Source organism: Roseospira navarrensis, assembly GCF_009601025.1.
Lineage (GTDB): Bacteria > Pseudomonadota > Alphaproteobacteria > Rhodospirillales > Rhodospirillaceae > Rhodospira > Rhodospira navarrensis.
Genome location: NZ_WIVE01000032.1, coordinates 1 through 19,946 on the forward strand (window position 1 = coordinate 1; position 19,946 = coordinate 19,946).

Sequence of the window (19,946 nt, forward strand, 5' to 3'; positions counted from 1 at the left end):
CTCCTGGGCATCGCCACCACCAAAGGCCCAATCTCCTACGATATGTTGATCGCGCCGGAAGCAAAGGGATAAGCCTTCCACGCCATTGTTGAAGGCGCTCAGGAGGACCGGCCGACCGCACGCTTCCGCGTGACGCCTGACCCGCATCAGGAAGGACGTCTTCCCCCAGCGGCGCGGGGCCACGATGTTGAAGATCGGCTGCAGGTTGTCCAGGATGGTCAGAATGAACTGGCCGTCCGACCGCAGGTAGTCCGTGTCCGACTGAATCGGCCAGCCGACGATCGGCGTTGCGGTGGTGGCCCGCGTCACGGCGTCATCCACGGTCAAGTCGGCGCAGTGGCCATTATCACGCATGTCAGGCATCCCCTTCCCCCATGTCTATTCCGCCAGCCCGACCCATGCGGCGAGCATGGCTGGCGGGATGTTCAGATACTCGCCGTAATCGCCGCGGACGAAGCCGTATTTCATGATCTCTTTGTGTGCAGCCGAGCTTTTTGAGTCGAGGCCGTTGATCATCTTGACCCCGGCCCAAAAGTCCGCCTCCAGCTCTTCTTTCCAGTCATTGATCTCGTCGGGGCATGCGGCCTCGGCGGCCTTCATGACGTCCATCAGATAGGACTGATAGGTCGTGACCAATTCGCCATGAAAGGCGCGCACGATGTCCCGGGCCCGCAGGGTTGTGCGCTTCTGTTCAATGGTCTGGTCCAGGGCCTTGCGCAGCATGACCTGGGCGTCGAAGGGGCGACCGGCGGCGCGCATGACCAGTTCCTCCAGCGCGCCGCGATCAATATCGTAGCGGCCCTTGATGGGACCGCTCGCCAGCGCCGTAATCTCCTGATTGGATAACGGGCGCAGGAAACGGCGCTGGGTGAGGAAGCGGGGAAAGCCGCTGTTGTTGAGCGTGTCCACGTTGTGGCCGAAGTCCCCGGGGACGCCGAAGGCAACCAGGCGGAAAGACCGGGCGTAGTCGTTCAACAGGGCGCCAAGGAACTCGGCGGCATCGCCGAACTCGTTGACCTTGTTGACTTCATCGGCGAGCAGGACCAGACGTGCGCTCTCGCCCAAAGCTTCGCGAAGCTGCTGGCACAGGTCCGCCACGGCGTTGATGGCCGTGGGCTTGTCCGTGATCGAGGCCGGGTCGGGCAGCGCGAAGATGCGCTGGTACTCCTCGTTGAGTCGCAGCTCGGCGAACAGAGCCTGAATGACCCCAACACTTTCTCCGCTGCGCGTGCCGGATTTCTGCACCAGATCGAACGAGACCCGCGCCGCCACGATGTCGCCCCCGGAGATGTTGCGCAGGCGCGGCAGAAGCATGTTCAGCAGGGAACTCTTGCCCTGGCGGCGGCTGCCGCAGACCATGACGTTGTTGCGTCGGACATCCTCCATCAGGCGCGCCAGCATCTCCTCGTGCCCGACAAAGAGGTACGCGTTGCCCTCGTTCAGGCCGGGGCCGTGTTCGAACGGGTTGTTGGGGCGCACCGGCAGCCGCCCGGGCATTTCCAGCATGCGCATGGCCGGGCCGAGGAAGACGGACGGAACCACCGTGTAGTCGCCCGGTTTCTGGAAGGACCACGGGAACCGGATCACCAGGTCGGGATCCTGCTCGATCATCTCGATGGTGTCGGTCGGCACCGCGTGGCCGACGCCGTCGGTATCCGAAATCTGCAGCTCGACCCGCAGAGGGATCTGCCCGACCACGCCGGGCACGTCGTAGATCGCGCGCAGGCGCTTGAGCTGGTCCTTCGGCGCCAGCCGGATGTCCACCGTCAGGTCCTGTTCGGCCGAATAGGTCTGCGGGATCGCCGGCACCTGGATGCGTTGCACGATGAAGTGGCCGCCTTCCGTGGAGCCGTCGTACAGCCCCTCGCTCCACTCCTCCCGGGTCATGCGTGCCTCGGGGGTCTGTTCCTGGGACTGGATGAAGCTGCGGAGGTTCTTCTTCAGCATCGACTCCTTGAAGCCCTTCGGGTCCAGATCATAGTACAGCACCAGTTCGCCCGTGCGGCTGTCCAGCAGGCAACTGCCGTACTGGGGCTTTCCGCCCTTCGGGCCGCCCTCGGGCCCGTCGTCGCCCTGCCACGAGCCGATGACGTACAGGAATCCGCGATCGCGCACGAACACCACGTCCTGGATGGCCGTGAAACTGGTCAGGTGGTGGCCGCGCGAGGCCCAGCCGTAACGCCGAGAGACCATCTGCACCGAGTTGTCGTCATAGACCAGGGCCACGTCCTCGCCCTCGGTCGCCAGGCGGACGGGCACGCCGTCCACGCGGCGGCGGGGGCCCGGGTCGGTGGCCCATCCGCCGGGCGTCTCGGGATCCGCTCTGAGCGTCAGGGTCAGGAGGTGATCCTCGGTGGCGGCGACGAGGTGGGCCTGGGCGGGATCGGGCAGCGACAGCAGGCGCACGTCCGTCCATGGTGGGCCCAGGGGGTGGATCGTGTCGTCCGGGGCCACCAGAAAGGCGCCGTCCGATCCATGGACGAGCAGGGAGCCGTCGGCGCCCAGCAGAGCCGCGAACCCGGGGGTGCCGATCCGCGCGTCCAGGCGGCGCCGATCCGCGCGTCCAGGCGGCGCATCCCCGACCATTCCGCCCCATCCTCGTGCCAGAACAGCGCCTGCAGGCCGGTGCTGTCGGCGACCAGCAGGCCCGCCGTGACATCCGTCCGCGGCCCTCCGATCACGGAGATGTCCGCCACGAAGCGGGGGGCCTTGCCGGGCAGGGTGATGGAGGTCGTCTGAAGGTCTGCCGCAGGCGGCTTGTCCTCCTTTTTCTTGCCGGCCGCCGTTTGGGATTCGGCACTGTCCGGTTTCACGCTTTCGATCGTCAGGACGCTCTTCTTCTCATCCAACGCGACGATGAAACGATCCGCCAGCAGGCGGACGGAGGGCACGCCGGCGAGCCCGGCCGCCAGATCGGCGTCGAACCCCGAACTCGGCACGGGGGCTTCGCCGTCGCGGGCCTTGATGATGGTGCTGCTGCGGACCGCCTTGTCGATCTCGGCCCGCAGCCGGCGCCAGTCGGCACTGCCCTTCCCCTTGAGGAGGTACTCGATCTGGGATCCGCTCAGGTCCGCCCGGCTCAGCGGCAGGTCCTCGAAGGTGTCCAGGGCGAACCGCGCACCGGGCAAGCGGGCATTGATGAAGTTGCAGACACCCTTTGTTTTCCGGGGCTGGAAATACAACGCCTGAATGTAGGCGTTGCGGAACGAACAGTCCTCCAGCACCGCGTTCACGAAATGGGGCGCGCGCATGACCGTGTCGTTGAAGTTCCAGCCGCTCAGGTCGAGGTCGGCGAAGTCGATGTCGTGCAGGGCCGCCCCCTCGAAGGACACGCCCGGCGGCATGCGCAGCGGGGGCTCCTTCCCGCTGAGGCGGTCGAACGCCACCAGCAGGCGCATGAGGCCGACCAGCGTGTTGCGCGCCTGCTCGGAACTGCGGTCCTTGGGCAGCAGCGGATTGTCGTGGGACAGAATGCGGGCGATGCGCCCATAGAAACGACGCTGGTTGCGCCGGATGTCGCGATGCAGCCAGAACGCCAGGGACGACCGCTCCAGCAGCAGGCCGTTCTCCAGGATGCCGACGAACTTGGCGCCGATGCTCTCGCGGGCGGCGGTGCGGGCCAGCAGGTCCACCAGCGCGGATTCCCAGATGAGCTGGGACTTGAAGTTGAAGCCCCGCTCTTCGTCGCCCGTGAACAGCTCGCTGCGGAAGATCTCGCTCAGCGATGCGTTGATGTGGAAGGTGTCGCGCAGCTCGTAGGTGATGCGGCCGTAGACGAGGTCCATCACGCGCTCGAAGGGGAGCGACGAGGTCGCCGTCCGGAACTGTTCCAGGGCGAGCTGATGCACCAGTTCCCGGCGCTGGTCCGGTGTTAGCTGGCCGTTCGGATCGTGTTCCGCCACCCAGGCCTCGATGGTCCGGCCCAACGCCGTCTCGACCGGATCGTCATCCGAATCGCTTGCGGGCGGCCCGTCCTGCATGACGTCTTCGCCGGCGCGCAGGGAGGCCAACTCACGGCGTTGGCGCAGGAACGCGGCCCGGAAGGACTCGCCGGCCTGACGGCCGACGAAGGGCGCCAGCTCGACCAGCTCGATGTCGTGGCTGTCGCGCATGCGCTCGCCCAGGCCGGTTACGCGGTCGTGATCGAAGATGGTGTAGTAGACGCAGCGACTGTCCACCGCCACGAGGAACGGCGCCTTCGGTCCCATCAGGCGCAGGAATTCCGCCACCAGTGGGTCGGAGGTGCTGAGCCGGTCGCCGTTGCCCCAGTCCTCCAGGCCGTCGATGATGGGGACGAAATAGCCGAGCCGGATGGCCGGGACCAGCACCTGAAGCGGCAGGGCAAGGCCATAGGCCTGGGCGGCCGTCCGCTCCAGGGTGCGTCCGACCCCGGTCGCGCGCAGCTCCCGCGCGTGGAAGAACAGGGGCAGTTGCCACACGATCGGGCGGTTGGAGTCCTCGCGCCGGGCCAGTTGACGACGCAACAAGTCCTGGGCGACGTCCGCCAGGACGGTGGTCCGGCCGCTGCCGGGCGCGGCGGTGAGGGCGAAACGCGCGCCTTGAGTCAGGCTGGTCGAAAGGACCTCACTCAGCACACCCGCACCCGGGGTGATGCCCGAGCCCGCCTCACCGGCCCTGACGATGCGCCACGGCAGATCCCGCCGGGCGGTGCCTGCCGCCGGCGCTCTTGTCCGCGCCAGATCCAGGCTCTGGGGGTCCAGCTTGCGAAACAGGAACGCCGCGCCGAGCGGCGTTGCCCCCTCTGGCGGCTGTGCATCATGGTCAGCCGGTCCGCAACATGCACTGTCCAGCCAGACCGTTTCGGGAATCGAGACGTCGTTGAGCGAGACCGCCTTGAGTGCCTCGATCAGGTCCTGTGCAAGGCCTGCCTGTGGATTCGGATCATCACCCCTCATGGTATGCCCCCCGGTTTGGCCGACCGGGCCCCCTGACCCCTGCAGCCGTCTTGGCTCTTGTCGAGCCGGGCGTCCGCGCTTTCCGTGTTAAGGTGGCGAGGGCACCCTTCATGGGGTCGTACGCTATAGCATCTCAGGATTGTTTTTCTAGATGTTTTGTCTTTCGGATCGTAGAGGTACCCCTGCGCAGCGTCTCACGAAAAAGGATCCGTCCCGGCCATGACATCCCAGTGCGAGGTGTTCGACAACCTTATACAACCCTGGATCGCGGCGGTGCGCCGAGACCCGAACGCGCCGGCCGTGCGCGACGGCGCGCGGGTGGCCTCGCGGGTCGAGGGTCTCGCCCGCGCCATCGGGATCGCGGACCGTGTCTGCCGGCTGCCGGATCCCGGGGATCAAAATCCGGTGGTTCTGGTGCATGGCCACAAGTCCGTCGGGGCCGTGGTGGCCATCCTGGGCATTCTGCTTTCTGGACGGGCCTACGCGTACGTCGAGGCCGAGACGCCCCCGGAGGCCATGCGCGCCATTCTGGAGACCCTGCGGCCGCAGGCGATCCTGGCAACCGAGTCGGTCCACCCGTCGCCCGGTCCGGCGTCGTCGGGCGCCGCCCCGACGCCCGTGATCGCGGTCGAGGCCTGCCCGCCGGGCGCTCTGTCCTGGCTGGATGCGCCACCGCCGGGTGCGCGGGCGGCGGCGGACGAGATTGCTTATGTCCTGTTCTCCTCGGGATCGACCGGCGTGCCGAAAGGGGTCTGCATGGCCCGTGATGCCGCGCATGCCGCCGTTGCGGCCTATTGCCGGGATCTCGGCATCACGGAGACCGACCGTCTGGCGAGTTCGGTGTCGTTCGGCTTCGATGTGTCCATGTTCGACATCCTGGCGGCCGCGCGGACCGGGGCTTGCCTGATGCTGTTGCGCGGCGTCGGCGGGACAGGTGTCGAGCCCATGGGGCGGGCCCTGGCCGGCAGCGGGGCGACGGTCGCCTTTACGGTGCCGAGCCTGGCCGGCGCCATGATCGCGGCGCCGGAGTGGCCGCAGACGCGTCCCCACCTGCGGGCCCTGGCCCTGACGGGCGAGCGGGTCACACCGGACCTGCGGGGCGCGCTGGCGACGGCCCTGGCCCCGGCCACAACCGTCTGGAACCTGTTCGGCGGCACCGAGATGCCCTACGTTCTGGCGGACCCCCTGGCAATGGACGGCGACGGAGACCCGTCCCGGTTCACCCGGCGCGGGGGTCCGGTGGCGCTCGGGCTGGATGGGGACTTTTCCGCCGACGCCTGGACGCCGGGGCGCGAGGGCGAACTCTGGGTCGAGGGCGCGGCGGTGCTGTCGGGATACCTGGCCCCCGGCGCGTCCTGGCCGGGCCGTGTGCCGGCACCCCGCCGCCATGGCAGCGGGGATGTGTTCCGTGTTCTCGACGGCGCCCGGCTGCAGTACGTCGGGCGCCGGGACCGGCAGGTGCGCCTGCATGGCTTGCGGATCGAACTGGACATGATCGAGAGCTGGGTGGAGACCCATCCGAACGCGGCCGCCTGCGTGGCCCTGCTGGACGAGCGCGGGCCCGGTCTGGCGGTCTTCGTCGCGCCGGGCCCCGAGGCCGCCGGGGGGGACGATCTGCGGGATGCGATGCTGCGGCACATCCGGGCCGGTCTGCCGGCCTATATGGTCCCGGAAACCTGTCGTGTGCTGGAGTCCATGCCGCGCACGCGCACCGGCAAGAAGGACCGCACGGCCGTCCGGCGGATCATGCTCGCCGGGGGCGAGACCGCGCCCGTCGGGCGTTCGGTGGTGGGAGCCTGACCATGGAGACCCTGGAAACTGTGGACCCCACTGGAATGCCCGGTCCGGACGGGAAGACGCCTGCCCACGACGCAGTCCCCCGCGCGCAAGACCCTGTGCGGGTCGAGAGCTGGACGGAATGGGACCCCCTGCGGCACGTGATCGTCGGGCGGGCCGACCTGGGGCAGGTGCCCGCCCCGGAACCGGCGGTCAACGCCAAGGTGCCCGAACACTCGGACATGCGGGGCCGCTGGGGGCGCCGGCCACAGGACAGCATTGATCGCGCGAATGCGCTGCTGGACGACTTCGCGGCCCTGCTGCGCCGTCGGGGCATCGTCGTGGACCGTCCCGAGCCCATCGACTTCGACGCCGGCATCCAGACGCCGGACTTCCAGGCCCGCACCCAGTTCGGCTGCATGGCGCCCCGGGACGTTCTGCTGACCGTGGGCCCGGAGATCGTCGAGGCCACCATGAGTTTCCGCTGCCGCTGGTTCGAATACCTCGCCTACCGGCCGCTCCTGACCCGGTACTTCGAGGCAGACCCGGCGTTTCGGCATACGGCGGCACCGAAACCCCGGCTGACGGACCGCTCGTTTCGCCCGGGGTATCTTGATGACGCGATCGGCGTGCAGACGCGGCTGGACTGGACGGCCCGAAAGGTTTTCGTCACGACCGAAGAGGAGATCCTGTTCGACGCGGCGGATGTGATCCGGCTGGGCCGGGACCTGATCGTGCAGCATGGGTTCACGACCAACCGCAAGGGCATCGCGTGGCTCCGGCGACATTTCCCCGATCACAGGGTTCATGCCGCCCATTTTCCCGGCGACCCTTATCCGGCGCACATCGACTGCACGCTGGTTCCGCTGTGTCCCGGCCTGATCCTGTCCAACCCAACGCGCCCGCTGCCTGAGCACCTGCGCTCCCTCTTCCGGACCAATGACTGGCAGGTCGTGGAGGCGGCGCCTCCGGCCCACGCCGAGCCGCCGCCCCTGTGCTACTCGTCGGTGTGGCTGTCCATGAACGTGCTGATGCTGGATGCCCGGACCGTCTGTGTTGAGAAAACCGAGGTTCACCAGGCCGAGCAACTGGACCGCCTGGGGTTCGAGGTCGTGCCGGTCGCGTTGCGCGATGCCTATCCGTTCGGCGGCGGCCTGCACTGCTGCACGGCGGATGTCTACCGCGCCGGAGACCGGACGGACTATCTGCCCCGGCCGTGAAATCGGCCCTTACATCTCCGGCCGATCCCGTGCCGCCGTGACCGGCGGGCGTCCGGCCCGGTAGGCCCGGATGACGCCGGCGATGATGGAGGTGGCGATCTCGGCCGGGTTGGCGGCGTGGATGGGCACCCCGGCCGGACCTTCGATGCGGGTGAGGGCCTGTTCGGAATAGCCCTCGTCGGCCAGCCGGGCGAGGCGCGCGGCCTGGGTGGTCTGGCTGCCCAGCGCGCCGATATGGAACGCCGGCGACTCCAGGGCGCGGCGCAGCAGCGGCAGTTCCACATCATGGTCGTGGAACAGGGTCACCACCGCCGTGGCCGGGTCGATGGCGACCGCCCCCACGTCCCCGGGACCCGTTCCGCGCACCGGCGCGGCGCAGGCCGGCGCGGTCTGTCCCGCCACATGGGAATCATCGGTCAGCACCTCGACCCGATAGCCGTTCAGCGCCCCCATCTGCGCCGCCAGCGGCACGATCGGCCCGCGTCCGGCCAGGATCAGGCGGGGCGGCGGCCGATGCAGGCGGCGGAACAGGCTCTCGGTGGGCCACACCAGCTCGGCGGTGGCGAAGGCGGCGTCGTCGCCCTCTTGCGGCGCCTCCACCCGGGTCTCGCCCGTCGCGGTGTCCGTGGCGAGCACCGCCGCCCGCCGCGCGGCCACGGCCTCGGCGACATCGGCGAGAGTCCCGGTCGCGACCGTGGCGTCCACATAGACATCGATGGAGCCGCCGCAGGGCATGCGCAGATCCACGTAACGCGAGCCCTCGCCGAAGCGGGCGAAGCGGTTGCGGCCCTCGGTCATGGCGGCCCGGGCCTCCTCGGCGATGCCGCCTTCCACGCATCCGCCCGAGATCAGACCCACCACCTCGCCCCGGACCGAGACCGCCAACTGCGCGCCCAACGGACGCGGCCCGGAGCGGGTCTTGCGCACCAGGGTCACCAGTGCCCCGGCGTCGTCGCGGGTGCGCCAATCCAGCAGGGCGGGCAGCACGTCCTCATCGAAATCCTGGATCATGGGGGCTCCTTGCGCGGCGTGGGGACGGTCCGGAGGGCGGCGGAAGCCTGACTCTCATGGTTGACATTCGCGAGGGACCTTCCGTAGCGTTAGTCCCAATGAAAGCACATGACAAGCCGGGTCCACCGGCGTGCTTCTCAGGGAGGAAACCATGCGACCGGCTCGGGTCCAGACGGATCCGCGCGCCCGCCGTTCGGGTGTGCGGCCCGTTCCCAGATGTGCTCTGCCTCTCCCCGTCCCAGTCCCGCCCCGGATCGCCCCGGCGCGCCCCTTGGCGTGACCGGATCACAGGAGACGTCCAGGCATGTCCATCCCCATCAGCATGACCGTCAACGGCCAGCCGGTCAGCGGCAGCGTCGAGCCCCGCACCCTGCTGGTCGAGTTCCTGCGCGAGCAGCTACACCTGACCGGCACCCACGTGGGATGCGACACCAGCCAGTGCGGCGCCTGTGTGGTGATCGCCGACGGCGTCTCGGTGAAGTCCTGCACCGCGCTGGCCGTGCAGTGCGACGGATCGCAGGTCACCACCATCGAGGGTCTGGCCAACGGCGCGACCCTGCATCCCATGCAGCAGGCGTTCAATGACCACCACGGCCTGCAGTGTGGGTTCTGCACCCCCGGCATGGTGATGAGCGCGGTCGATCTGGTGACCCACGCGCCCAACCCGACGGACGAGGACATCCGCAAGGGCCTGGACGGCAACCTGTGCCGCTGCACCGGCTATCAGAACATCGTGCGCGCCGTGAAGGCGGGCGCCGAAGGCATGCGGACCGGGATGGGAGGTTAGGGCCATGAACGCACCCGCCAAGACCGTCGGCACGTCCGTCAAGCGGACCGAGGACGCCCGGTTCCTCACCGGCCGGGGCCGCTACACCGACGACATCAATCGCCCGAACCAGCTCCATGCCGCCTTCGTGCGCTCGCCCCATGCCCATGCCGCGCTGGGCGAGATCGACAAGCCGTCCGCGATGGACGTGCCCGGTGTCGTGGCCGTGTTCACCGGCGCCGACATGGCCGCCGACGGGGTGGGCGGCCTGCCCTGCGGCTGGCAGGTGATCGGCAAGAGCGGCGTTCCCATGAAGGAGCCGGCGCACCCGCCGCTCGCCGTGGGCCGCGTGCGTCATGTGGGGGATACCGTCGCCGTAGTGCTGGCCGACAGCCGCCACGCCGCCCGCGACGGCGCCGAGGCGCTGATGATCGACTACGATCCGCAGCCGGCCGTGGTGCATCTGGCGGACGCGGGGGCGGCGGGCGCGCCCCAGGTTCACGACGAAGTGGACGGCAACGTCTGCTATGACTGGGAGATCGGCGATCAGGCCGCCACGGACGAGGCGTTCGGCAAGGCGGCGCATGTCACGCGCCTGGAACTGGTCAACAACCGCCTGATCCCCAATGCCATCGAGCCGCGCGCGGCGGTGGGCGAGTACGATCCCGCCGACGGGTCCTACACGCTCACCACCACCAGCCAGAACCCGCATGTGATCCGGCTGTTGATGTGCGCCTTCGTGCTCAATCTGCCGGAACACAAGGTCCGTGTGGTGGCCCCCGACGTGGGCGGCGGCTTCGGCTCCAAGATCTTCCATTACGCGGAAGAGGCCGTGGTCACCTGGGCGGCGGCCAAGGTCGGGCGGCCCATCAAGTGGACGGCGGAGCGGTCGGAATCCTTCATGACCGACTGCCACGGCCGCGACCATGTGACGACGGCCGAACTGGCGCTGGATGCCGACGGCACCTTCCTGGGCCTGCGCGTGAAGACCCTGGCCAACATGGGGGCCTATCTGTCCACCTTCGCGTCGTCGGTGCCGACGTACCTTTACGCGACGCTTCTTGCGGGGCAGTACCGCACCCCGGCCATCCACGCCGAGGTCAAGGCGCTGTTCACGCACACCACGCCGGTGGATGCCTATCGGGGCGCGGGGCGGCCGGAGGCCACATATGTGCTGGAAAAGCTGGTGGAGAAGGCCGCGCGCGAGCTGAAGATGGACCCGGCCGAGCTGCGCCGGAAGAACTTCATCCAGCCCGACCAGTTCCCCTATCAGACGCCGGTGGCGCTGGCCTATGACACCGGCCACTATGAGGCCAGCCTGGACCGCGCCCTTGAGCTGTCGGAGTATTCATCGTTCGCCGAACGCCGGGCGGCCAGCGAGGCCAAGGGCAAGCTGCGGGGCGTGGGCTTCTCCTGCTACATCGAGGCCTGCGGCATCGCCCCGTCGGCGGTGGCCGGCGCCCTGGGCGCGCGGGCCGGCCTGTACGAGGCGGCCGAGGTGCGCTTCAACCCCACCGGCTCGGTGACCGTGTTCACGGGCAGCCACAGCCACGGCCAGGGACACGAGACCACCTTCGCCCAGATCGTGGCCGACCGCCTGGGTGTGCCCATGGCCAACGTGGAGATCGTCCACGGCGACACCAACCGCATCCCCTTCGGCATGGGCACATACGGTTCGCGGTCGCTGGCGGTGGGCGGCTCGGCCATCGCGCGGGCCATCGACAAGATCATCGACAAGGGCAAGAAGATCGCCGCCCACATGCTGGAGGCCGGCGAAGGCGACATCGAATACAAGGACGGCGTGTTCTCGGTTGCGGGCACCGACAAGTCGCTGACCATGGGCGAGATCGCGTTCCAGGCCTACGTGCCGCACAACTTCCCGCACGACAAGCTGGAGCCGGGCCTGGACGAAAGCGCGTTCTACGACCCGGGCAACTTCACCTATCCGGCCGGAACCTACATCTGCGAGGTCGAGGTGGACCCGGAGACCGGGCACGTCCATGTGGACCGCTTCACCGCCGTGGACGACTTCGGGACCATCATCAACCCGATGATCGTCGAGGGGCAGGTACAGGGCGGTATCGCCCAGGGACTGGGTCAGGCCCTGCTGGAGGGCGCGGTCTACTCCGACGACGGGCAGTTGGTGACGGGCAGCTACATGGACTACGCCATGCCGCGCGCCCAGCACATCCCGGACTATCGCTTCGACTTCACCTGCACGCCCTGCACCCACAATCCGCTGGGGGCCAAGGGCTGCGGCGAGGCCGGGGCCATCGGCAGCCCGCCCGCGATCATCAACGCCATCATCGACGCGCTGGGGCCGCTGGGCGTGGACGACATCCCGATGCCGGCGACCCCGCTGGCGGTGTGGCAGGCCATCCAGGACGCCAAGGGCGGCACCGCGCGGGCGGCCGAATAACGACGACGGACGGAGACAGACCCATGTATGCGTTCGAGTATCACCGGCCGTCGTCGCTGGACGAAGCCGTGGCCCTGCTGACCAGCGAGGACATCAAGCCGCTGGCGGGCGGGCAGACCCTGATCCCGACCCTCAAGCAGCGCCTCGCCATGCCCGAGGCTCTGGTGGATCTGGGCCGGATCGAGGCCCTGAAGGGCATCCGCAAGGAGGGGGACGCCATCGTCATCGGTGCGGGAACGACCCATGCCGAGGTCGCCGCGTCCGAGGTGGTGCGCGGCGCCATCCCGGCGCTGGCCCGGCTCGCCGGCCTGATCGGGGATCCGCAGGTGCGCAACCGGGGCACCATCGGCGGGTCCATCGCCAACGCCGACCCGGCCGCCGACTACCCGGCCGCCGTGGTCGGTCTGGGCGCGACCATCCACACCAATACCCGCACCATCGCCGGGGACGACTACTTCCAGGACCTGTTCACCACGGCCCTGGACGAGAACGAACTGATTACGGCCGTGTCGTTCCCGATCCCGCAGGCGGCGGCCTACGAGAAGGTCGCCAACCCCGCGTCGGGCTATGCGGTCGTCGGCGTGATGGTGGCGAAGACGGCGGGCGGCGTGCGGGTCGGTGTCACCGGGGCGGGGCCCTGCGCGTTCCGCGCCACCGCCATCGAGGACGCCTTGGCGCGGTCGTTCACGCCCGAGGCCGCCAAGGGGGTCGCCATGCCCGCCGACGGGATGAACAGCGACATTCACGCCTCGGCGGCCTATCGGGCCGCGCTGATCTCGGTGTTGGCGTCCCGGGCCGTGGCGGCCTGCGGGGGATGAGGGGCTGGCGAACCATCCGCGCCGATGATGTCTGTCGGGCGGCTGGACGACGGACAGCCGCCGCAAACCCGATTTGGCGGCGGGTGGCCAAAGGCCACCCGCCCCTCACACCATGCCCGGTTCCGCAACGCCATCGTCCGGATGTCGTCTCACCACGTCCGGGTTCTGAGGTAGTGCGCGACAAACGCCGCGCCGATCACCAGGGGAAAGCCAATCAGGACGACCAGCCAGATCAGCCGGTCGGCACGGCTGGCGCCAGGCCGGTTTTTGTCCGCGGCTCTGCGGAGCTTCTTCATGGCCCGCACGTAGTTGTCGTGTCGCCCGAAGATCGCTTCCAGGTAGGCCACGTCGTCCTGGTGCGCGAAGGCGTCCGTCGGCGCCTCCGGAACCTCGGGCAAAGCAAGGGAGTCGTCGATCCAGGCGCGCGTATACGTCCGACGCAGCCGCCAATGAGCCTCTTCGGAGCGCGGAAGGGTGCTCTCGAGTCTGTCGAGGATGGCGTGAAGGTCCCGTTCGGTCTCGGCGTCATACGCATCGGGGATGCGCGCGCGCCGCCCGTTGAAGGGACCGCAGAGGGGCCGGGGCAGCGCGAAGGGGGGGATCGTTGGTCCTTTTCTTCAGGGCCGCAGCCACAGCAGCCACGCGTCCTGGGGCTGCTCCTTCAGACATGCCCAGAAATCACTGGCGTTGTTCCACGTGTCCGGTTCAAGGGTGTCGCGTGTCCGCTGGATCATGGGCGCGGGTCCCTGGTCCAGCGGCCAAGGGCCCGCCTTATGAGGCGAACCAATCCCGGGCCATGTTGATTGACATTGCTATTGCAGCTAGAAGGCCAAAGAGGATAAACAGCAGTCCGATCCTTCCGAATATGGTTGAATACTTCCACACCATACTTACCTGTTTCAGGGAATTGCCTCGGGTCGTGTAATGCAGTGAACGCATGTTTTTTGGGTCCCACATGTAGTCGATCACCAATCTTTTCCGGGCGCGCAGATATTTCTTGTGCCGTCCGAAGATCGCTTCCATGTAGCCGACATCGTCCAGGTGGGCGAACGCGGTCAGCGGATCGTCGGGAACCTTGGGCAAGGCGAGGTATTTCATGATCGCCAGGTTTCCGCCCGCCGTCTGGTCACGCCAATACGCCTCTTCCGAGCGTGGCAGGCGACCGTTCATGTGCTCGAAAACCTGCCGCAGGCCCTCTTCCGTCTCCGGGTCATAGGCATTGGGGATGCGCGCGCGCCGCCCGTTGAAGGGACCGCAGAGGGGCCGGGGCAGCGCGAAGAGCGGGTTGATCCCTTTCTCTCGCATCTCTTCGAGGCATGCAATATATGCGTGGGCATTGTCGATGACGCTGAATGTATCATAGAACAGATCGGCGTTCGTATAGTACCCCTTGTCCAGATTGCGCAGGATCTTACCGGGAAGAGACTGGTCCAATCTGTCCGGGTTCTTCAGGTGATATCCGGGGTCACTGGCCCAGAACAGCCATGACACGATGGCCAGATCACAGTTGGGATCGTCGAGCATCCTGTCGAAGATCCCGTCCGCATTGTCCCAGTTCGCCGTCCGCATCCACAGCAGCCAGGCGTCCTGCGGCTGTTCCTTCAGCCAGGTCCAGAGGTCGTCACCGAACGCCCGGTCTTCCGGGTCGTCGCTGTACAGGGTGCATGGGAACATGGCGGTCCTTGCAGAGCCCGGCCCGGGGCTGTTTCCATCGGGAGGCCACGATGTCGCCCCCGCGAACGCCGTAATCCTACTACCGCTCCCGGGCCGAGTAAACAATCTTTGGATGCGCTTCCCGGTATGGGCACGGCGATCGGCGAGCCGGCCTCCTTTCCCGAGCCGGATCGATTGTCTACCATGGTCTCCCATCGGTCAGGCCGTCTCTCACGGCCCCGCGTGAGCATTCGCCGCCCCTCGCCCCGTCCATCCCTCGGAGGCCCCGCGTGACCATATCGCCCGCCCCGTCCGCCAACGCTCCCGCCTCCGTTGATGCCGTCCTCGATATGCTGTCGGCCCACGATTACGTCGCCGACCGCGCCCTTGCGACCTGCGTCTTCCTGGCGCTGCGGCTCGGTCGGCCGCTGTTCCTGGAGGGCGAGGCCGGTGTCGGCAAAACGGAGATCGCCAAGGTTCTGGCCCGCGCGCTCGGTCGGCCGCTGGAGCGGTTGCAGTGCTACGAGGGCCTGGATCTGGCGAGCGCGGCCTATGAGTGGAACTACGCCCGCCAGATGATCGAGATCCGGCTGGCGGAAGCCACTGGGGGCGCCGACCGCGACCGCCTGGGCCGGGACATCTTCACCGACCCGTTCCTGATCCGCCGTCCGCTGCTGCGCGCGGTGGAGGGCATCGACGGGGTGCCGCCGGTGCTTCTGGTGGATGAACTGGACCGGGCGGACGAGCCGTTCGAGGCCTTCCTGCTGGAGGTGCTCTCCGACTTCACCATCACGATCCCGGAACTGGGGGTGCGGGGCGGCGGGCCGCCGCCGGTCGTCGTCGTCACGTCCAACCGCACGCGCGAGATCCACGATGCCCTCAAGCGGCGCTGCCTCTATCACTGGGTGGACTATCCGGATGCCGAACGGGAGCGGGCCATTCTGCGCGCCCGCGCCCCCGGTGTGGGGGACCGGCTGGCCGCCCAGGTGGTGGCCTTCGTCCAGGGCCTGCGGGAGCGGGACCTGTTCAAGCTGCCCGGTGTCGCGGAGACGCTGGATTGGGCCAACGCGCTGATGCAACTGGATATCGTCGAGCTGGACCCGGCGGTGATCGACGACACGCTGGGCGTGCTGCTGAAGTACCAGGACGACATCCTGCGCATGCGCGGGTCGGAAGCTGCCAAGGTGCTGGCCGAGGTGCGCGCGGCGGTGGGTCATGATGCCCCCGCCGGGTGAGGCACAGACGGCGGCCAGCGGCGGGCGTCTGGCCGACAACGTCATGCACTTCGTGCGCGTGCTGCGGTCGGCCGGCCTGCGGGTGGGGCCGGGTGATACCCTGGCGGCCCTGCGCGCGGTCGAGGCCGTTGGTCCTGGCCACCGGGAGGACCTCAAGGCCGCGCTGGCCGCCGTGCTGGTCAAGCGGCGTCAGGACCGTGCGCTGTTCGACGAGGCGTTCCACATCTTCTGGGCCGATCCGGACATCCTGGGCCGGATGATGGGCCTGCTGCTGCCGCGCCTGCGCACCCCCGGTGAGGCGGATGACGGGTCGCGCCGCCTGCACGATGCGCTGGGGTCCGGGACCCCGCCGCCGCCGCCGGACCGGGAGACGCCGACCGAGGAACAGCGCCTCTCCATCGACCTGGACTGGTCGGACCAGGAGCGCCTGGGGGCTATGGACTTCGAGAAGATGACCGCCGAGGAATTCCGGCGCGCCCAACGGGCGCTGGAGCGGCTGCGGCTGCCCGACCTGCGGCTGAAGACCCGGCGGCGGAGGCCCGATCCCCATGGCCGGCATGTGGATCTGCGGGCCTCCATGCGGGCCAGCCTGCGCACGGGCGGCGATGCCCTGCCGCTGCGCCGGGCGGCGCCGGAGCCGCGCCCGCCGACCGTGGTGGCGCTGTGCGACATCAGCGGGTCCATGGACCGCTACGCCCGCATCTTCCTGCGCCTGATGCACGGGCTGGCCCAGCGCGAACCGCACTTCCACGCCTTCGTGTTCGGTACCCGGCTGACCAACGTGACCCGCGCCCTGCGCAACCGCGATCCCGACGTGGCCATGGCCGCCGCCGCCGCCGCGATGCCGGATTGGGCGGGCGGCACCCGGATCGGCGACTGTCTGACAGCGTTCAATCGCCACTGGTCGCGCCGCGTGCTGGGGCAGGGGGCGCTCGTGCTGCTGATGACCGACGGTCTGGATCAGGCCGAGGCGGAGGGGCTGGCGCGCCCCATGGAACGCCTGCACAAGTCCTGCCGGCGGCTGATCTGGCTCAACCCGTTGCTGCGGTGGGACGGGTTCCAGCCGAAGGCGGCGGGGGTGCGCGCCATCCTGCCGCATGTGGATGACTTCCGGCCGGTGCATTCGCTGGATAGCCTCGACCAGCTCGTGGCCGCGCTGTCCGCGCACGCGGCGGGGCAATCGCCGCGCCGGCTGGAGGCCGCCCGGGTCTGGCGTGAGGCGCTGGCCGGGTGATGTCTCATGATGGCTGTATGAGGGGCTGAAACCGCATTCGGCACGTCGTGACGTGGCGAATGCGGCCGGCCCGACTGGGTCGGCGCCGCGAAGCGGCGGAGCCGCGCGCCCCAAAGGGGCGCTGCGGCGAAAAAAACAAAGACTCTCCGGTGCCGTTACGGTGCGGCTGTGCTCAAGCGAGTGGCGGACTCACACCGTCCGATCAGGACGGACCCTTACAAATACCCCTCGATCAACGCACGGAGATCCAGGCTGGCGCGCAGTCGGCTGGCCAGCATGTACAGGCCGGTGAACTTGCGTTGCAGGAACAGCGTGTCCATGGGCGGGATGTGCATGAAGCTGCGGTCCTCGCCCAGCGCCATCCCGGCGTCGCGCATGCGGATCGCGAGGTCGTTGTCGGCGAAGTCGAAGGCCCCGGGGCGCTTCATGGGCTCCATGGACAGCGCGACGATGTCCAGCAAGAGCTCCTGATGGTGGGGCGCGGTGTCCTCGCCGAAGAACCCGATGTCCAGGATCGCGCGGCGCATGGCCGCCCGGTCGTCGTCGAGCCCGCCCTTGAGCAGGGCGCGGAACTGGTCGGCCAGGTCTGGACCGAAGGCGCGGGTGGCGCCGAAGTCCAGCAGCACGACCCGGTCCGTCTTCGGTTGGTAGCGATAATTGGCGAAGTTGGGATCCGTCTGCATCAGGTGGAACTCGAACAGCTCCCGGAACAGCAGGCCGATCAACAGGCCCATGACGCGGTCCCGCACCGTCTGCGGGGCGTCGGTGAGGCGTTCCACCGCCACGCCTTCGACGAAGTCCATGGCCAGCACGGACGGCGTCGTCAGGTCCTCATGCAGGGCCGGGACCCGGAAGTCCGGGGCATCGGCCAGCAGGCCAGCGAACCGGCTGAGATACCGCCCCTCGCGTTCGTAATCGGCCTCGTCGTGTAGTTGCCGCTTGGCCTCGTCCAGCATCGGGGTGATGTCCAGCTCCTTGGGCATCATCCCGGACAGGCGGAACAGGGTGGCGACGTTGTTGACGTCGCTGTCGATGCTCTGGCGCACGCCGGGGTACTGCACCTTGATGGCGAGGTCGCGGCCATCCACCGTGATCGCGCGGTGCACCTGCCCGATGGAGGCGGCGGCGATGGGCCGGCCGTCGAACTTGCGGAACCGGGCGAGCCAGCCCGCGCCCCATGCGGTGTTCAGGACGGCCTTCAACTGATGGCCGGGCATGTAGTGGGCGTCGGCGCGCAGCCGGCCCATGATCTCAGCCAGCTCCGGCGGCAGCATGTCGCCCGCGTCCATGGACACGAGCTGCCCCACCTTCATCGCCGCGCCGCGCATCTGGGCCAGTTGGTCCGCCACCCGGCGCGCGTTGGAGGGCGTCAGCACCAGATCGCGGGCGCGCGGGCGCTGCCCCCGGCCCATCTGGCGCGCGCCGTTCAGGGCCGCGCTGCCGGCGACGGTGGACGCCAGGCCACCGAACCGGGCGAGGCGGGACAGGCGCCCACCGGGAACGGCAATGGCGCGGGAGTCGGAAGAATGCTCGGTCATCGGGGATCCTGTGGCGGCAAACGAAAGGGGCATCCCGGGTCGGGGCGACCCGGAACAGACGCGCGGCGCGGCATGTCCTGCGTCCAGCGGTCGGCCTTTGAAGCGCTGAAGTATATTAGACAGACCTAAAATAGGAACTGACGCTTCGCAATCCAGAGGCGGGGTCTGCCGCCGACCGAAACACTCCGACCCGGATCACGCGTCGTCGGCGTAGCGGGCCGCGATGGCCATGACCTCGGTCTCGCGGGCCAGCAGGGCGTCCACCACGTCCGGATCGAAGTGGCTGCCGCGTCCGCCGCGGATCTGGCTGATGGCGTCTTCGTGCGTAAACGGCGGTTTGTAGACCCGCCGGGAGATGAGCGCGTCGTAGACGTCCGCCACCGCCATCAGCCGCGCCGAAAGGGGGATGGCGTCGCCCTCCAGGCCGGCCGGATAGCCGCTGCCGTCCCATTTCTCGTGATGGCCGCCGGCGATCTCGCAGGCGTACCGGAGGAACCCCACGTCCGCGGGATCGCTGCCCTCGGCCGCCGCCAGCAGCGCTTCGCGCCCCAACTCGGCGTGGGTCTTCATGATGGTCATTTCCTCGTGGGTCAGCTTGCCCGGCTTCAACAGGATGGCGTCCGGAATGCCCACCTTTCCGATATCGTGCAGGGGGGCCGACTTGAACAGCAGTTCGATGGTTTCGGCGTCCAGGGTGTCGGCGAAGCGGGGATGGTCGGCCAGCGCCTCGGCCAGCAGGCGAACATAATGCTGGGTGCGCTTGATGTGGTTGCCGGTCTCGTTGTCGCGGGTCTCCGCCAGCGAGGCCAGGGCGCGGATGGTGACGTCCTGGGCCTGCACGACCTCGCGCGTGCGGGCCATCAGTTCGTCGGTGCGTTGGCGGACCTCGGCCTCCAGCTTTCGGTTGTAGTCCTCCAGCACGCGCCGGGCCTCGCGCAGTTGCAGGTGGGTGCGGACCCGCGCCTGGGCCACCGGCGGCGAGATCGGCTTGGCGAGGTAGTCCACCGCACCCAGTTCGAAGCCGCGCGTCTCGTCCTCGGTCTCGCCCAGCGCGGTGACGAAGATGATGGGGATGTGCGCGTATCTCGGCGTTTCCTTCAGCACCCGGCACAGCTCGTGGCCGTCCATGCCCGGCATCATGACGTCGAGCAGGATCAGGTCCGGCTCGGGGCCGGCCGCCAGCCGACCCAGGGCCTGATGACCGCTCTTGGCCACGGTCAGCCGGTACTGACCACCCAGCAGGTCCACCAGGACCTTGATATTCATCGGTTCGTCATCGACGACCAGCAGGCGGGGACGGCGGTCGGCGGCGGCGGCCGGCTCCGGGGCAGCGGGCGGGGCGGACTCAAGGGGCATGGGT

At 68.6% G+C, this 19,946-nt stretch carries 15 protein-coding genes; 7 read left to right on the forward strand and 8 right to left on the reverse strand.

Annotated features, from left to right (window positions below; all coding sequences use genetic code 11):
• From GHC57_RS11005 to GHC57_RS11010, 3 genes are all read right to left on the reverse strand, one after another.
• Positions 1–354 (reverse strand): hypothetical protein (locus tag GHC57_RS11005; protein ID WP_153344137.1); only part of this gene is annotated, 354 nt, incomplete at its 3' end.
• Between the two features lie 24 nt (positions 355–378).
• Positions 379–2,454 (reverse strand): ATP-binding protein, encoded by a 2,076-nt coding sequence (locus GHC57_RS19350; protein WP_170294835.1) that lies wholly within the window; start codon positions 2,452–2,454, stop codon positions 379–381.
• Positions 2,337–4,916, reverse strand: a complete 2,580-nt coding sequence (locus tag GHC57_RS11010; protein ID WP_153344139.1) for a pentapeptide repeat-containing protein — start codon at positions 4,914–4,916, stop codon at positions 2,337–2,339. The genes GHC57_RS19350 and GHC57_RS11010 overlap by 118 nt, the downstream gene beginning before the upstream one ends.
• A gap of 219 nt (positions 4,917–5,135) precedes the next feature.
• Between GHC57_RS11010 and GHC57_RS11015 the strand changes: the two genes are divergently transcribed.
• Both GHC57_RS11015 and GHC57_RS11020 read left to right on the forward strand, forming a co-directional pair.
• A complete protein-coding gene (locus tag GHC57_RS11015) occupies positions 5,136–6,716 on the forward strand; it encodes an AMP-binding protein (protein ID WP_153344141.1) in 1,581 nt (526 codons plus the stop codon).
• 2 nt (positions 6,717–6,718) lie between these two features.
• Complete coding sequence (locus tag GHC57_RS11020; RefSeq protein WP_246152269.1) at positions 6,719–7,912, forward strand: serine/threonine protein kinase; 1,194 nt, start codon at positions 6,719–6,721, stop codon at positions 7,910–7,912.
• A gap of 9 nt (positions 7,913–7,921) precedes the next feature.
• Here the strand turns inward: GHC57_RS11020 and GHC57_RS11025 are convergent, their stop codons facing one another.
• Positions 7,922–8,923 carry an XdhC family protein gene (locus GHC57_RS11025; RefSeq protein ID WP_153344142.1) on the reverse strand — a complete coding sequence of 334 codons (1,002 nt, stop codon included), beginning with the start codon at positions 8,921–8,923 and terminating at the stop codon, positions 7,922–7,924.
• 304 nt (positions 8,924–9,227) lie between these two features.
• Here GHC57_RS11025 and GHC57_RS11030 point away from each other — a divergent pair, with 304 nt between their 5' ends.
• Genes GHC57_RS11030 through GHC57_RS11040 form a run of 3 tightly spaced genes read left to right on the forward strand, consistent with a single transcriptional unit; the run spans position 9,228 to position 12,926 of the window.
• Positions 9,228–9,710 (forward strand): (2Fe-2S)-binding protein, encoded by a 483-nt coding sequence (locus GHC57_RS11030; RefSeq protein ID WP_153344144.1) that lies wholly within the window; start codon positions 9,228–9,230, stop codon positions 9,708–9,710.
• Between the two features lie 4 nt (positions 9,711–9,714).
• Complete coding sequence (locus tag GHC57_RS11035; RefSeq protein WP_153344146.1) at positions 9,715–12,108, forward strand: xanthine dehydrogenase family protein molybdopterin-binding subunit; 2,394 nt, start codon at positions 9,715–9,717, stop codon at positions 12,106–12,108.
• A gap of 23 nt (positions 12,109–12,131) precedes the next feature.
• A complete protein-coding gene (locus tag GHC57_RS11040; RefSeq protein ID WP_153344148.1) occupies positions 12,132–12,926 on the forward strand; it encodes an FAD binding domain-containing protein in 795 nt (264 codons plus the stop codon).
• A gap of 149 nt (positions 12,927–13,075) precedes the next feature.
• Here GHC57_RS11040 and GHC57_RS11045 read toward each other — a convergent pair whose 3' ends face one another.
• Together GHC57_RS11045 and GHC57_RS11050 are read right to left on the reverse strand one after the other, a co-directional pair.
• Positions 13,076–13,324: a hypothetical protein gene (locus GHC57_RS11045; RefSeq protein ID WP_153344149.1), complete on the reverse strand. Its 249-nt coding sequence runs from the start codon at positions 13,322–13,324 to the stop codon at positions 13,076–13,078.
• A gap of 373 nt (positions 13,325–13,697) precedes the next feature.
• The gene (locus GHC57_RS11050; protein WP_170294836.1) at positions 13,698–14,600 is read right to left on the reverse strand and encodes a DUF4274 domain-containing protein; all 903 of its coding nucleotides are present in this window, start codon (positions 14,598–14,600) and stop codon (positions 13,698–13,700) included.
• A 329-nt stretch (positions 14,601–14,929) separates the two neighbouring features.
• On the opposite strand from GHC57_RS11050, the gene GHC57_RS11055 reads away from it, so the two are divergent.
• Together GHC57_RS11055 and GHC57_RS11060 are read left to right on the forward strand one after the other, a co-directional pair.
• Entirely contained in the window at positions 14,930–15,814 is an 885-nt protein-coding gene (locus tag GHC57_RS11055; RefSeq protein ID WP_153344210.1) for an AAA family ATPase, read from the forward strand.
• Positions 15,795–17,048 carry a vWA domain-containing protein gene (locus GHC57_RS11060; protein ID WP_343031164.1) on the forward strand — a complete coding sequence of 418 codons (1,254 nt, stop codon included), beginning with the start codon at positions 15,795–15,797 and terminating at the stop codon, positions 17,046–17,048. The genes GHC57_RS11055 and GHC57_RS11060 overlap by 20 nt, the downstream gene beginning before the upstream one ends.
• Before the next feature lie 215 nt (positions 17,049–17,263).
• Here GHC57_RS11060 and GHC57_RS11065 read toward each other — a convergent pair whose 3' ends face one another.
• Positions 17,264–18,586 carry an ABC1 kinase family protein gene (locus GHC57_RS11065; protein WP_153344153.1) on the reverse strand — a complete coding sequence of 441 codons (1,323 nt, stop codon included), beginning with the start codon at positions 18,584–18,586 and terminating at the stop codon, positions 17,264–17,266.
• A 195-nt stretch (positions 18,587–18,781) separates the two neighbouring features.
• Positions 18,782–19,942 carry a response regulator gene (locus tag GHC57_RS11070; RefSeq protein WP_153344155.1) on the reverse strand — a complete coding sequence of 387 codons (1,161 nt, stop codon included), beginning with the start codon at positions 19,940–19,942 and terminating at the stop codon, positions 18,782–18,784.
• Between the last annotated feature and the right edge of the window lie 4 nt (positions 19,943–19,946).